The organism is Mesorhizobium sp. BH1-1-5, assembly GCF_020165615.1.
Taxonomy (GTDB): Bacteria; Pseudomonadota; Alphaproteobacteria; order Rhizobiales; family Rhizobiaceae; genus Mesorhizobium.
Map to the genome: position 1 here is coordinate 78,457 of NZ_JAIUIM010000026.1, position 14,529 is coordinate 92,985.

Annotated in this window: 11 protein-coding genes; 6 read left to right on the forward strand and 5 right to left on the reverse strand. The window is 65.1% G+C overall.

The genetic code is table 11. The annotated features are described in order from the left end of the window. Positions 1-10: 10 nt before the first annotated feature. Together LB572_RS27590 and LB572_RS27595 are read right to left on the reverse strand one after the other, a co-directional pair. Positions 11-1,567 (reverse strand): serine hydrolase, encoded by a 1,557-nt coding sequence (locus LB572_RS27590; protein ID WP_224669975.1) that lies wholly within the window; start codon positions 1,565-1,567, stop codon positions 11-13. 148 nt (positions 1,568-1,715) lie between these two features. Next, complete coding sequence (locus tag LB572_RS27595; RefSeq protein ID WP_224669976.1) at positions 1,716-2,120, reverse strand: VOC family protein; 405 nt, start codon at positions 2,118-2,120, stop codon at positions 1,716-1,718. A gap of 95 nt (positions 2,121-2,215) precedes the next feature. On the opposite strand from LB572_RS27595, the gene LB572_RS27600 reads away from it, so the two are divergent. The 3 genes from LB572_RS27600 (at position 2,216) to LB572_RS27610 (ending at position 5,665) form a co-directional block, all read left to right on the forward strand. Continuing rightward, positions 2,216-2,914 (forward strand): helix-turn-helix transcriptional regulator, encoded by a 699-nt coding sequence (locus tag LB572_RS27600; protein ID WP_140803542.1) that lies wholly within the window; start codon positions 2,216-2,218, stop codon positions 2,912-2,914. Between the two features lie 102 nt (positions 2,915-3,016). Continuing rightward, the gene (locus LB572_RS27605; RefSeq protein WP_224669977.1) at positions 3,017-4,675 is read left to right on the forward strand and encodes an acyl-CoA synthetase; all 1,659 of its coding nucleotides are present in this window, start codon (positions 3,017-3,019) and stop codon (positions 4,673-4,675) included. 96 nt (positions 4,676-4,771) lie between these two features. After that, entirely contained in the window at positions 4,772-5,665 is an 894-nt protein-coding gene (locus LB572_RS27610) for a hypothetical protein (protein ID WP_224669978.1), read from the forward strand. A gap of 33 nt (positions 5,666-5,698) precedes the next feature. On the opposite strand, the gene LB572_RS27615 is transcribed toward LB572_RS27610, so the two are convergent. After that, complete coding sequence (locus LB572_RS27615) at positions 5,699-7,123, reverse strand: hypothetical protein (RefSeq protein WP_224669979.1); 1,425 nt, start codon at positions 7,121-7,123, stop codon at positions 5,699-5,701. Between the two features lie 529 nt (positions 7,124-7,652). On the opposite strand from LB572_RS27615, the gene htpG reads away from it, so the two are divergent. The 3 genes from htpG (at position 7,653) to LB572_RS27630 (ending at position 11,664) form a co-directional block, all read left to right on the forward strand. Continuing rightward, positions 7,653-9,539 (forward strand): molecular chaperone HtpG, encoded by a 1,887-nt coding sequence (htpG, locus tag LB572_RS27620; RefSeq protein ID WP_224669980.1) that lies wholly within the window; start codon positions 7,653-7,655, stop codon positions 9,537-9,539. A gap of 291 nt (positions 9,540-9,830) precedes the next feature. Further along, positions 9,831-10,511 (forward strand): type 1 glutamine amidotransferase, encoded by a 681-nt coding sequence (locus LB572_RS27625; protein WP_224669981.1) that lies wholly within the window; start codon positions 9,831-9,833, stop codon positions 10,509-10,511. 25 nt (positions 10,512-10,536) lie between these two features. Further along, complete coding sequence (locus LB572_RS27630; RefSeq protein ID WP_224669982.1) at positions 10,537-11,664, forward strand: serine hydrolase domain-containing protein; 1,128 nt, start codon at positions 10,537-10,539, stop codon at positions 11,662-11,664. 9 nt (positions 11,665-11,673) lie between these two features. Here LB572_RS27630 and LB572_RS27635 read toward each other — a convergent pair whose 3' ends face one another. Together LB572_RS27635 and LB572_RS27640 are read right to left on the reverse strand one after the other, a co-directional pair. Beyond that, positions 11,674-13,296 carry an ABC-F family ATP-binding cassette domain-containing protein gene (locus LB572_RS27635; protein WP_224669983.1) on the reverse strand — a complete coding sequence of 541 codons (1,623 nt, stop codon included), beginning with the start codon at positions 13,294-13,296 and terminating at the stop codon, positions 11,674-11,676. A 167-nt stretch (positions 13,297-13,463) separates the two neighbouring features. Continuing rightward, positions 13,464-14,207, reverse strand: coding sequence for a 2OG-Fe(II) oxygenase (locus LB572_RS27640; RefSeq protein WP_224669984.1), 744 nt, complete (start codon positions 14,205-14,207; stop codon positions 13,464-13,466). Positions 14,208-14,529: the final 322 nt, after the last annotated feature.

A 14,529-nucleotide genomic window follows, 5' to 3' on the forward strand; every position in this document is an offset into this window, starting at 1 on the left:
CCGGCCCCTTTTAATCGGACCTACGCTGCAGCGTGCCCAGATGATTGTCGTCGAGAAAATCGATGGTGATCGCCGACGCCTTGCCATCGGGGCCGACGACGAAGCTGACGCCGGCCGGCCTGTCGGGCGTCTCGGTGTCGGGGAAGGTCACGAAGCGATCGCCGTCGAAATGCGCCAGCGAATAGGAACGCGCCCCTGACGGCCCGAGCTTGAGCACCAGGCCGTCGCCGGCTGCCGACACCACGGCATCGCCGATGAAGTCGTTGGCGTAGCGGCCGGCATATGCGCCAGCCGGCCGTGACGGCGTCGGCGGAGACGGTGGCCCGGCATAGGCGGCCTTGGCCGCTTCGACCATCGGGCCGAACAGGCCGGCATAGATGCCGTTCCACGCCTCGATCCAATCCTTCTCGACCGAACCCTCGAAGACGAGATCGGCGAAGCTGTCGGACAGTCCCTCGGGCACCCCGGTCGGAAAGGCGTTGGTGAGGATGACGATACCGAGTTTCTCTTTCGGAAAGATCGTCACCAGGGTGCGGGCGCCGACGCTGAAAGCGCCGGCATGGCCCCAGCTCAGGCCGTGCCGGCCGAATTCGATGTTCCAGCCGAGCCCATAGAAGGATTCGCCGCCGGAGACCGGGTTCTTGCCGCGCGTCATCAGGGGGACGTGCGTCTGGGCCAGCGCATCGGCGGCAATCAGGGTCTTGCCGGCGTAGACGCCGTCGCCGAGCAGCAGGCGGACCCATTGGGCGAGATCGCGCGCGGTGGAGCTGACGCCGCCGGCCGGGGCCTGGGCGTCCGGGTCGCGCTCGATCCTGGCGGCCCAGGCGCCGTCGACCCTGACGTGCAGCGCGGCGCGATCGGAATGCCGCATGAAGTCCGCGTGACGGGAGCTGGTCGAGGCCATGCCGAGCGGACGGTAGAGCTTCTCCTCGGCGATTTCCTCCCAGGACTTGCCGGTCGGCCTGGCGGCCGCGACCGCACCTTCGGTCAGCCCGAAATTGGAGTAGGAGTAGCCGGCGCGAAAGCTCGACGATGGCGGGACGAAGCGCAAGCGGTGGAGGATGGTGGCGCGATCGTAGCCTATGTCCTCGAGATCGTCTCCGGCGGTGCCTGGAAGCCCGCTGCGATGCGAAAACAGGTCGCGGATGGTGAGCTCACTCGTTGGATAGGGATCGGCGAGCCGGAAGGCCGGATCGAGGTCGGCGATCTTGGAATCCCAGGATACTGTTCTGTCGCTGACCAGCGCCGCCACGACCGTGGCCGAGACCGGCTTGGAGAGCGACGCGATCTGGAACACCGTGTCGGCGTCGACGGCCTCCGGCTTTCCGGCTTCGCGGTGCCCGAAGCCCTTGAGGAAGACCACCTCGTCGTTATGCACGACGGCAACGGCGAGGCCAGGAACGCCACCTTTGTCGACAGCGCTTTGCGCCAGCACTTGCAGCTTGGATAGCGCAGCAGCGATCCGCTCGGGCGTGACGGGGTCGGCCGCCGTCGTATGGGGCCAAAGCGCGATAGCCGCGACGACAGCCCAAATCCTCAAACGCCGGAGATTGCGATCAAGCCGCATGCGCGCCCTCCCGTCCCTGCATTCACCAGGCCATAGTACAAGGTGGCGCGCACGCGGCCAATCCTTGCAGGGCCATCCTCCGCAGCAGCTTCGAGGATGGCCAGAAGGGGGAAACGCTGGTGAAACGCGCCCTCCTCCTCGATCTGCCTCACCTTTCGAACTTCCTGATCGCCTCCACCGTCACCGGCGTGAAGAAATTGACGAGGTTGCCGTCGGGGTCGCGAAACAGCAGCGAGCGGTTGCCCCAGGGCATGGTTGTCGGTTTCTGTACCACGGCCTCGTCCAGACTCCCGGCAAGCCGCTGGTATTCCGCATCGACGTCGGCGACGCGGAACTCGATGATGGCCGTGCGGTTGGCGGCGGCCTGCGCGACATGGTCGCCGCCGAAGAGCTGCAGCGTGCGCGTGCTGCCGATCGCCAGCGTACCGGCCTCGGTGATCAGCTCGGCGAAGTCCTCGGTGTAGAGCGTCAGTTTCGCGCCGGTGACCTCCTCGTAGAAGCCGACGAGGCGCTTGACGTCGGCGGTGATGATGCGGGTCGAGACGAAATTCATGGATGTTGTCCTTATGTTGGCCGCGCCGATCGAGGCGCCGTGGCCGACTTGTGGACCCATGCTGTTGCCAGCATAGTGGCAACAGGAGACATGCCTTGCGCCGCGCCGACAGACTGTTCCAGATCATCCAGATCCTGCGGCGCTCGAGCCGACCGATCACCGCCAGCCAGATCGCCGAAGAACTGGAAATCTCGCGCCGCTCGGTCTATCGCGACATCGCCGACCTGGTCGGACAGCGCGTGCCGATCCAGGGCGAAGCCGGTCTCGGCTATGTGCTCGACCGCGACTACGACATGCCGCCGCTGATGCTGACCCCGGACGAGCTGGAGGCGGCCGTGCTCGGCGCGCAATGGGTGGCCGACAAGGGCGACGCGGTGCTGGCGGCAGCGGCGCGCGACCTGATCGCCAAGATCGCGACGGTAGTGCCAGAGCGGCTGCGCCCCTTCGTCAGCAATCCAACCGTCGGCGCGCCGCTCAGCCGGCAGGGCCTGCCCGACGGGTTGGATATTGCGCGGGCGCGGGCCTCGATTCGCAAAGGTCACAAGATCCGGATCCGCTACCGCACCGAACAGGGCGACGAGAGCGAGCGCGTCGTCTGGCCGACCATGATCGGCTATGCCGAGACCGTCCGGCTGCTCGCCGCCTGGTGCGAGCTGCGCCAGGATTTCCGCCATTTCCGCACGGATCGGATATCCGCAGCTGCCTTTCTCGACGAGCGTATCGGCTGTCGGCCGGCTGAATTGCGCAGCCGCTGGAAGCGCCACATGCAGGCGCAGGGCATTCAACTGCCCTGACAAGCGGGCACCGACTTTCGCCACAATCGACCCGCGTCGTCTTTTCAGGCAATCTCCTGCGGCGGCGATCAAGGGGAGATGATCCGCCGAGGGAGGATCGCCATGACCAGGACGCGAGCGCTGGCGCGCTATGAAGATGCTGTTGCGCAATTCCGCATCGAGGACGAGACCGCGCGTCTTCATGGCGATCCCGCCACCGGCATCAACGCCTATGTCGAATGCTGCGGCCGCTATACCGGCGAGAACCGGCTGGCGCTGCGCGCGATCTCGGCCGGCGGAGAGCTGCGCGAGTACTCCTTCGACGATCTGGCCGACCTGTCCGGCCGCGTCGGCACCATGCTGAAGGAGCTGGGTGTTCGCCCCGGCGATGTCGTGGCCGGCATGCTGCCGCGCATTCCCGAGCTGGTGGCGCTGATCCTCGGCACATGGCGCGTCGGCGCGGTCTACCAGCCGCTGTTCACCGCCTTCGGGCCGAAGGCCGTCGAGCATCGTCTGAGCTATAGCAAGGCGAAGCTGGTGGTGACCAACCCTGCCAATCGCGGCAAGCTCGACGAGGTCGACAACCGTCCGCGCGTCGCCACCATCCTTGGCGCCGGCGACGTCTTGCCCGCCGGCGACATCGACTTCCGCGCCGCGCTTGCCGCCGCCTCGCCCGACTGCGAACCGGTGATGCGCAAGGGCGACGACCTGTTCATGATGATGTCGACCTCCGGCACGACGGGGCACCCGAAGGGCGTGCCGGTGCCGCTCAGCGCGCTCACTGCCTTCGGCGCCTATATGCGCGACGCGATCGGGCTGACGCCCGACGACATCTTCTGGAACATCGCCGATCCCGGCTGGGCCTACGGGCTCTATTATGCCATCACCGGGCCGCTGCTGCTCGGCATCGCCACCACCTTCTACGAAGGCGCCTTCAACGCCAAATCGACCTACGACATCATCGAGCGCCTGGGCGTCACCAGCCTTGCCGGCTCGCCGACGGCCTATCGCCTGCTGATGGCGGAAGGGCCCTCGGCCGCGGCCCACGTCAAAGGCAGGCTGCGCGTGGTGAGCAGCGCCGGCGAGCCGCTCAACCCGGAAGTGATCCGCTGGTTCGACGCCAACCTCGCCGTGCCGATCCACGATCATTACGGCCAGACCGAGAACGGCATGATGGTCAACAACCATCACGGGCTCAAGCATCTGGTCCGCGCTGGCTCGGCCGGCTTCGCCATGCCGGGCTACCGCATGGTGGTGCTGGATGATGAAGGCAACGAGCTCGGCCCCAACCAGCCCGGCGTGCTCGCGGTCGATATCGCGAACTCACCGCTGCGCTGGTTCGGCGGCTACCACGAGGCGGAGACGCCGGCGATCGTGGGCGGCTATTACCGCACCGGCGACACGGTGGAATATGAGCCGGACGGCTCCGTCTCCTTCATCGGCCGGGCCGACGACGTCATCACCTCGTCCGGCTACCGCATCGGGCCGTTCGATGTCGAAAGCGCGCTGATCGAGCATCCGGCGGTCAACGAGGCGGCGGTGGTCGGCGTGCCCGATCCGCAGCGCACCGAGATCGTCAAGGCCTTCGTGGTGCTGGCGCCCGCCTTCAAGGGCAGCGAGGCGCTGGCCGAGGAGCTCGCCCAGCATGTGAAGAAGCGGCTCTCGGCACATTCCTATCCGCGCGAGGTCGAGTTCGTCGCCGAGCTGCCGAAGACGCCGAGCGGCAAGATCCAGCGCTTCCTGCTGCGGAAGGCCGAGGTGGAGAAGCGCAAGCCGGAATAAAGATTTGCGGCCGCCTCGATTTCCGCCACGCAAAAGCCGCCAAGTCGGGCGATGGCACGCAAGGGCTGTTGGTCGCTAACCTTGGGGTGTTGCAGCATGCGGTTGGTCTTAACGCTTCTCTTTGCACTGGCGGGCAGCACGACGCTCGCGGCCTCGCCGGAGGACGACTACATCGCCGCGCGCGACAAGGCGATCGCCGATATCACCGCGCAGGAAAGCGCCAACACGGCAATCGAAACCATCGATGCGCAGAACGAAAAGGCGCTGGCCGATCTCCAGCAGCGGCTCGCCACCATTCTCGGCCCGCTGTCAGTCAAGGATTTTCCGGCGGCCGGCACGATGAACGTTCAGAGCCTCAACGCTTCCGATATCGGTTTCGGCATGCTCGACGGATTGAGATATTCCCAGAGCGACGACGGCCCGAGCATCGTCGCTTCGACGCGCGGGCTGACCGAGCGCTGGCTGAAGTCCAAATCGGCCGAAGCGGAAGCCGATTTCAAGCTGCCCGCCGACATTGGCGCGGCGCTGAAGCTCGACAGTTTCTACACCCAGGCCATCGGCAGCGACGCGGCATTCTCCGGCACGCTCGACTTTTCGCTGAAGAAGCCCGACGGCGCCGATGCAGTGGTCGCCCGGCTCGGCGGCTGGACCCAGGATGTCGGACCGATCTACGACCAGCACATCGTCGTAGCGGTCGTTAAAGGCGACCGCGTGCTGGTTGCCGAGGCCCCCGCCTCGCCAGCCGTGCCGAAGATCGCGGCGTGCGATTCGCTCTGGGCAGCCGCCGACGCGGCGGCGCAGAAGACCCAGCAGACCGATCAGGGCTCGGACCAGGACGACTCGACCGCCACCGATGCCGCCAACGCCGCCTGGGAAAAAGGCGACGCCGACTACCGGGCCTGCATGGCCCAGCGACTGCCCGGGGACCCGTCCTTCCCGGCCTTGCTCAAGCAGGCACAGGACCTCGCGGACGGCATGGCAGGGAAATAGCCTGCCAGAGGAATTCCGGGCGCAGCGGTTTCCTCAGCCTCCGTTCGCCCGTATGTTACGCCGGGGGACGCGGCGGGCGGCCGGGCGGGCCGCTTCGGCGATGATCCCGTTGGCTTGAGGCACGGCATCCTTGCGCGACCTTGCATCCGTCACCCGATGCAGGCGCTCGTAGGGCAGCAATTCCCGAATGCGGGCATTGAGCGCTTCGACCTCGGCGCGCAAGTCCTCGCATTCCTGCTTCTGGATATCGAGCTGGATCTGCTCGGACGCCTGCTGCAGCGAAAGCTGCGAGAGATTGGTGCTGACCGCGGACAGGTTCCTTTTGTCGGCTTCGCTCTCGTCCTTGAGAACGGCGAGCCTTTCCTGCGCGATCTGGCGTTCGGTGACGGCATCGTTCAACTGCGTCTTGAGCCTGGTGATCTCGGCGGTTGCTTCACCATTGTCGATCGAGACCTGATCCATACGCGACTGCAGTTCCTGGATTTCGGCACGCAAACCGCGCATTTCCGCCTGGCCGCGCGCCAATTCGGCGGCACTGTCGCTTTCGGCGATCCGCGCCGTCTCGGCTGTTTCGGCAAGCTTGGCCTGCGTTGCCTCCAGCGTCTTCTGCAGCCGGGTTTCTTCCTTTTCGTGGTTGCCGAGTTGAGCCATCAGCTCGGCAATATGGGCGGTTTCGCCGGCGTGGGCTGCCGCGAACTCATCGAATCTGTGCCGGGCCTCCGCCTCGCGCTTTTGCGCCTGCTCCAGATCGACCGAGAGGCCGACCTGCTTTTCGCGCAGCAGCTTGTTCTCGGCGCCGCGTCGGTCGAGCTCTACTGTCTTGGCGGCCAGAGCCTTCGCGATCTCGCCGAATTCCGTCTCGCGCCTGCCGCTCTCATTGCCCATCTCCACCAGTTCCAGGCGCACGGCCGCAAGCGCTGAGCGCAGCTGTTCCCGGTCCTGGACGAGGCTCGCCTCGCGCTGTTGCCACGCTTCGGCCGCGCCGTCGCGTTCGCGCTGCCTGCGGGCGGCGTCGAGCAATTGTTCCGAGAGCGTCTTGTGCTCGGTGGTGAGAGCGAGGTTTGCCAGTTCCAGCTCGTTGGAGCGCAAGACGTCGCGATGGAAGACGTTGAGGACCTCGCGCGTCATGTGATGCGCGGTGGCGATCTCCGCCAGCTTGGCCTCGATCTCCTGGAGATGCCCCTGCCCGTCGCGGAAAAGCCCAGCCACCGCCTCCAGGGCGGCAAGCCGCGTCTGGGTGTGTGGCGTCAGCCGCGATGGAGCTGCGGCGGGCTGCTCTTCGGGCGGCGGATTCTCGTCGCTTGCCACCAGCTCCTGACCGGCAACGGCATCGTCCTCCGACGGTGTCTTTTCCTCATCGGCAAGAACGTCCTCGAATGCTTCCGCCAAATCCGATTGGAGTTCCTGAAATTCCTTATCGACGTCCTCGGCCCGCTTGATCAGAGACTTGAAATTCATCACGGCACATCCCTTAAGCTCGACGACACAACTTTTTACGCTCGCCCCCGGGCGTACTTAACGAATTGCTAATCTATCCCTTTACCTTCCGTTCGGGAAGCCTCTGCAAAGGAAACCAAAATTAAGGTTATCGTCGCTCCCAATCTTATGCGGATCGGCTGCCAAGAGATCCCTCTTCCGCTCCCACCATATGTTGGTCTGCTCTCTCGACAGGGGCTGAAAGCATGCGCCACAAAGGAGAAAGACAGCGAGCTGCTTGTCATCATTCACATGACCGATGCGAAGACTTTCAAAGCCACAAATGAGCATTAAAAGCGGTGTTCCCCTATCGATCCCACGGTAGAGCACTCGATGGAGCCGCCCTTCCCACTTGCCTCTCCGCACCCTCTTGTTGCCTTCCCCTCGCATCCCGATATTGTCCTGCCGAAGCCGGTCCCATCCAGACCGCGGACACAATTGAAACAACCACAGGATGAATCCCTTAACGCGCATGGCGCGTCGGGCAGAATGGAGATTTGGGAAAGCCGAGATGACGGATCAGAAGACGGAAACCAGGACATTCGAGGCGGACGTCTCGCGGCTTCTGCACATGATGGTGCATTCGGTCTATTCGGACCGCGATGTCTTCCTGCGCGAGTTGATCTCCAATGCGGCGGATGCCTGCGAGAAGCTGCGTTTCGAGGCGGTGAGCCGGCCCGAGTTGCTGGGTGACGATGCCAAGCCGCGCATCACGATCGCCGCCGATCCGGACAACAGAGAGCTTGTCGTCGAGGACAATGGCATCGGCATGAGCCGCGACGAGATGGCCGAGGCTCTGGGCACGATCGCGCGCTCCGGCACGCGCGCCTTCATGGAGCGCGTCGAGGCCGGCAAGGCGGCGGAAGACACGCAGCTCATCGGCCAGTTCGGCGTCGGCTTCTATTCGGCCTTCATGGTCGCCGACCGTGTCGACGTCATCAGCCGCCAGGCCGGCAGCGACGAGGCCTTCCGCTGGTCGTCCGACGGCAAGGGCACCTATGAAATCGCGCCGGTGCCGCTCGAGGCGGCTCCGAGGCGCGGCACGCGTGTCGTGCTGCATCTGATGGAAGACGCCTCTTCCTACACAACGCCCTATCGGCTCGAAGGGTTGGCGAAATCGCAGTCTGGCCATGTGCCGGTGCCGATCACGCTGGTCGAAAAGCCCGGCGCCGAGCCGCGCGACATCGCCGACGGCACAGCGCTTTGGGTTCGGTCGAAGAGCGAAATCAAGCCGGAAGAATATACCGACTTCTACCGCAGCATTGCCGGCCAGTATGACGAACCGGCCTCGACAATACATTTCCGCGCCGAGGGCCGGCAGGAGTACAGCGTGCTCGCCTTCGTGCCGGGGTCGCAGCCGTTCGACCTGTTCGACCAGGACCGCAAGGGCCGCATGAAGCTCTATGTGCGGCGCGTCTTCATCACCGACGATGCCGATGTGCTGCCGCGCTACCTGCGCTTCGTGCGCGGCCTGGTCGATTCCGCCGACCTGCCGCTCAACGTCTCGCGCGAGATGATCCAGGAAAGCCCCCTGCTCGCCTCGATCCGCAAGGGCGTGACCAACCGCATTCTCGGCGATCTCGCAAAGCTCGCCGACAACGATGCCGAAGCCTATGCGAAAATCTGGGAGAATTTCGGCGTCGTCCTCAAGGAAGGCCTCTATGAGGATTATGAGCGGCGCGAGCAGTTGCTGAAGCTTGCCCGCTTCCGCTCGACCGCTTCGGGCGAAGGCTGGCGCAGCCTCGCCGACTATGTGGCGGCGATGAAGGAAGGCCAGAAGGCGATCTTCTTCATGGCCGGCGACGACCGTGCGCGGCTCGAAGCCTCGCCGCAGCTCGAAGGTTTTCGCGCACGCGATATCGAGGTGCTGTTGCTCACCGATCCGGTCGACAGTTTCTGGGTGACGATGGCGCCGGAGTTCGACGGCAAGCCGTTCAAGTCGGTGACGCAGGGCGCGGCCGAGCTTGCCGATGTCGCGCTGCCCGAGGACGCAGCGAAGCCGGACGCCGGAACGTCATCCGACGTCGCGACGTTCCTTGCCTTCGTGAAGACGGTGCTCGGCGAGGAGGTGTCTGACGTGAAGGCCTCCGACCGGCTGACCGAAAGCGCCGTCTGCCTCGTCGCGCCGGAGCATGGCCCGGACCGCCAGTTCGAGCGCCTGCTCAACGCCGCCGGCCGGCTCGACAAGGCCGCCAAGCCGATCCTCGAGATCAACCCGCGTCATGAGCGCGTCGCGGCGCTGGCAAAGCTCGGCGACGACGAAAAGGCGTTCAAGGAAGACGCCGCGCATCTGCTCTACGACGAAGCGCGCGTGCTTGACGGCGATAAGCCGGCCGACGCCAAGGCCTTTTCGGCGCGCCTGGCGCGGCTGATCGATCGCGGGTTGGCGAAGGGGTGAGTGGGCGTCCATACCGAGATGCGCCGCCCATGCCTCGTCATCCTAGGGCGAAGCAAGGAGCACAGCGACGCGCGCAGACCCGGGATCCATACTGTGACATTAAGGCGTTGATTCGGATGCATAATTCTTCTCCGCAGCGCCTGTTGACGAAGGTCACGGCATGGATTCTCGGGTCAACCCGAGAATGACGAATAGAGGGCGGCGGCGCCAAACACGACCAGAAGCTGGCACATTGCCAATGGCCGGCCAAGCGTTACCGTAGTCTCGCTGGATTAAGCGGCAGGAGTTCCGATGAAGCGCATCGTTCTGGTCAGGCACTCGGAAGAACCGGGCGACGATCATGTCCAGACCACCCTGGAGGCCAACGGCCATTCAGTCGTGACAGCAATGCCGTTCAAGGGTGAGGCGATCGATCTCGACGCTGTCGACGGCGCGGTGATCTATGGCGGCCCGTTCAACGTCTTCGACACCGACAAGCATCCGTTCCTCGATCACGAAGCCGCGCTGATCGAGCATTGCCTGGACAACGACCTGCCACTGCTCGGCATCTGCCAGGGCGCGCAGCAGATCGCCTGGCATCTCGGCGCCGATGTCGGGCCGGTGGAAAGCGGCATCAGGGAGTTCGGCTATTTCGAGATCACGCCGACGGCCGAGGCCGGCGACTTCCTCGACCGGCCGCTCTTCCTGCCGCAGAACCATTTTCATACCTTCGCCCTGCCAGCAGGCGCAGTGCACCTCGCCTCGAGCGAAACCTTTCCCAATCAGGCGTTCCGGATCGGCGACAAGACCTATGCGCTGCAGTTCCATGCCGAGCAGGGTCCAGCCGGCTTCCGGCGCTGGCAGGAACGGCAAGGCGCGCCGTACGGAACGCTCGGCGCGCAGGACCGGGACGAGCAGGACCGGCTGATGGAATCCCACCACGCGACGCAGCTTGCCTGGTTCGGCGGCTTTGTGACCAAGCTCTTTAGCTAAGGCGTGCGTAAGTGGGACTTCGCCTATGAGCATAGAAGGCTTCTGCGATCCGCGTTTTGCCGGACTCCGCGATGCGTTCGCCTGGTGTTTCGCGCAAGGCCTCGAACATGGCGGCAGCGTCTCGATCGTGGTCCATGGCAGGACTGTCGTCGACCTCTGGGGCGGTCATGCGGATGCCGCACTCACCCGGCCGTGGCGGCGTGACACGCTGGTCAATGTCTGGTCTTCGACCAAAGGCGTCGTGGCGCTGGCAATCGCCATGCTGGTGGAGCGCGGCAAGCTGGATTATGCCGCGCCGGTCGCACGCTATTGGCCGGAATTCGCGGCCGGCGGCAAGGAGCGCGTCACGCTCGACCAGGTGATGTCGCACCGGTCCGGGCTGAACGGTCTCGCCGTGCCGATGGACGAGGCGGGGCTGCTCGCCTGGACGCCCTATGCCAACGCGCTTGCCGCCATGTCGCCGCTATGGGAGCCCGGCAGCCGCTGCGTCTACCATGCCCTCAGCTACGGCCATCTTGCCGGCGAGGTGCTGCGGCGCGTCGACGGGCGCAGCGTCGGAAGCTTCATCGCGGAAGAGATCGCAGGGCCGCTCGGGGCCGATTTCCATGTCGGCCTGCCGGAGCCCGAGGATTCCCGCGCCGCAGAGATGATCGAAGGCCCGCAAGCTTCGGATTGGGTCGAGTTCGTGCGCACCTCTGCCTTTCCGCAGGCATGCGACAACCCGACGCCACGCGCCCTGGCGCCCAACGACCGCGCCTGGCGCGCCGCCGAGGTGCCGGGCGGCAACGGCCAGTCCACCGCCCATGCGCTGGCGCGTATCTATGGCATGATGGCGGCAGGGGGGACCCTTGACGGCAAAGCCTTGATCGGCCGCGCGGCAATCGAAGAAGCCGCAAGGCCGCGCTTTCGCGGCATGGACGACAGTTTCGCGCTGCCGGCCGCCTTCGCCGCCGGCTATCAGATCGAGGATCCTGTCTATGCAGGCCGCGCGTCGCCGCAAACCTTCGGCCATACCGGCTGGGGCGGCGCCATCGGCTTCGCCGATCCCGGCGCCGGCGTTGGGTTCGGCTACGTCACCAACCGCATGGTGGGTTTCGACGATGTCGACCCACGCCGCAAAGCCCTGATCGACGCCGTCTACGATGCGCTTTAGGCCGCGTTCCTAGCTCCTCAGCCCCGGCGCTTCCTGGCCGGTGCGGGCGACATATTCGGTGTAGCCGCCACCATAGGTGTGGATGCCTTCGGGGGTCAGTTCCAGCACGCGGTTGGACAGTGCCGCCAGGAAATGACGGTCGTGCGAGACGAAGAGCATGGTGCCTTCATACTGCGACAGCGCCTCGATCAGCATCTGCTTGGTCGTGATGTCGAGGTGGTTGGTTGGCTCGTCGAGCACCAGAAGGTTGGGCGGATCGAACAGCATCAGCGCCATCACCAGCCGCGCCTTCTCGCCGCCGGAGAGCACGCGGCACTTCTTCTCGATCTCGTCGCCGGAGAAGCCGAAACAGCCGGCAAGCGCCCGCAGCGGCGCCTGGCCGGCCTGCGGGAAATTGTCCTCCAGCGTCTGGAACACGGTGCGCTCGCCATCGAGCAGTTCCATCGCGTGCTGGGCGAAATAGCCCATCTTGACGCTCGGGCCGCGCGCCACCGAGCCCTCGTCCGGCTCCGAGGCGCCGGCGACCAGCTTCAAAAGCGTCGACTTGCCGGCGCCGTTGATGCCCATCACGCACCAGCGTTCGCGGCGACGGATCTGGAAATCGAGGCCGGAACAGATCGAGCGGCTGCCATAGGATTTGTGGATGCCCTTCAACGTCGCCACGTCCTCGCCGCAGCGCGGCGCCGGCTGGAACTCGAAGGCGACCGTCTGGCGGCGCTTCGGCGGCTCGACGCGGTCGATCTTGTCGAGCTTCTTCACCCGGCTCTGCACCTGCGCGGCATGCGAGGCGCGCGCCTTGAAACGCTCGATGAAGGCGATCTCCTTGGCCAGCATCGCCTGCTGGCGCTCGAACTGCGCCTGCAGTTGCTTGTCGGCCAGCGCGCGCTGCTCCTGGTAGAATTCGTAGGTGCCGGAATAGGAGGTGAGCGCGCCGGCATCGATCTCGATGATCTTGTTGACGATACGGTTCATGAACTCGCGGTCGTGCGAGGTCATCAGCAGCGCGCCATCATAGTCCTTGAGGAATTTCTCCAGCCAGATCAGGCTTTCGAGGTCGAGATGGTTCGACGGCTCGTCGAGCAGCATGACGTCGGGCCGCATCAGCAGGATACGGGCGAGCGCCACGCGCATCTTCCAGCCACCGGAGAGCTTTGAGACGTCGCCGTCCATCATCTCCTGGGAGAAGCCGAGACCGTCCAGCACCTCGCGAGCGCGGCCGTCGAGCGCATAACCGTCGAGCTCCTCGAAGCGGTGCTGCAATTCGCCATAGCGCTCGATGATCTGATCCATCTCGTCGACGCGGTCAGGATCGCCCATGGCGTGCTCGAGCTCGCGCATCTCGGCGGCGACCGCGCTCACCGGCCCGGCGCCTTCCATGACCTCGGCCACGGCGCTCAAGCCGCCCATGTCGCCGACATCCTGGCTGAAATAGCCGATGGTGACGCCGCGATCGACCGAGACCTGCCCTTCGTCAGGCTGCTCCTCACCGATGATCATGCGGAACAGCGTGGTCTTGCCGGCGCCGTTCGGGCCGACCAAGCCGACCTTCTCGCCCTTCTGCAAGGCGGCAGAGGCTTCGATGAAGACGATCTGTCGGCCGTTCTGCTTGCCGATATTTTCGAGACGGATCATGGGGCGGTCCGGGAAACTGCGCTGACGTGGCGGGATTTGCCCGGGCGTGTACGCGAATGAGGGCGGCAGGGGAAGAGGCAGAAGCGCCGCAGATGAGATTGGCGAAGGCGGTTGTGACGGCCAATCTCCCCCGCAAGGGGGGAGATCAGCAGCTTCGGCGCCGCGCCCTACCTCGCGTCATGGAAAATAATCCCCACCGTATGCCGCCGTCCTGATCTCAATCGGCTAACCCCGTGTCTGAGGTTCACCCGGTAATACCCCTTCGTCCCCTGCACCGGCCGGTTGTGCACGGCGAAGATCACCGCGTCGCCGCGCTTGAGCGGAACCACCTCGGCGCGGCTTTGCATGCGCGGGCGCTGCTCGGTGAGCACGAACTCGCCGCCGGTGAAATCCTCGCCGGGTTCCGAGAGCAATATCGCCACCTGCAGCGGAAAGGCGAGCGCGCCGTAGAGGTCCTGGTGCAGGCAGTTGAAGTCGCCGGGAGCGTATTGCAACAGAAGCGGCGTCGGCCTCACCTGGCCTTCGTCGTGGCAGCGCTTCAGGAAGGCGGCGTGGTCGGCCGGATAGCGAAGCGCCACACCCATTTTTTCGTTCCAGTCATTGGCGACCGTGGCGAGGAGCGGATAGAGCGCGGTGCGCAGGCCCTCAATCAGATCCGGCAGCGGATATTTGAAGTAGCGATATTCACCCTTGCCGAAGCCGTGGCGGGCCATCACGACATGACTGCGGAAATGCTCCTCATGCGGATAGAGGCCGGCGATGTCGGTGCATTCTTCCGCCGACAGCAGGTCGGGCATGACGGCACAGCCGTGGGCGTTGAGGTCCGAGACGAGGTTGCGCCAGTCTCGTGCCGCGACGCGGGCTTCGGCGGAGCGGCTGGCACGCTTGGTGTTGAGTGAATGGATGGTCATGGGTTGGCTCCATCGCTTGCTTACCCAAAAATGGAGCGCGCCAGGTCACGGGGCCACCCGATTCCTGCGGAGGTGGGCGCCTGCGACGGAACTGCTGATCTCCCCTTGCGGGGGAGATGGCCGGCAGGCCAGAGGGGGGTGTGAGGGAACGCAACCTCCCCAGCTTGTCCTTTTCAAGCGAGGCAGCTTCCGGAAGCTGCCGCTATTTGCGCGGATAGGCAGCGGGACAGCACCCCTCTGCCCTGTGTCCAGCCGATAGATGGGTAACAGTTTGAACCGGATACATGGGTTACAGTTTTCCCCCTGAGTTGCTGTCCGCCGC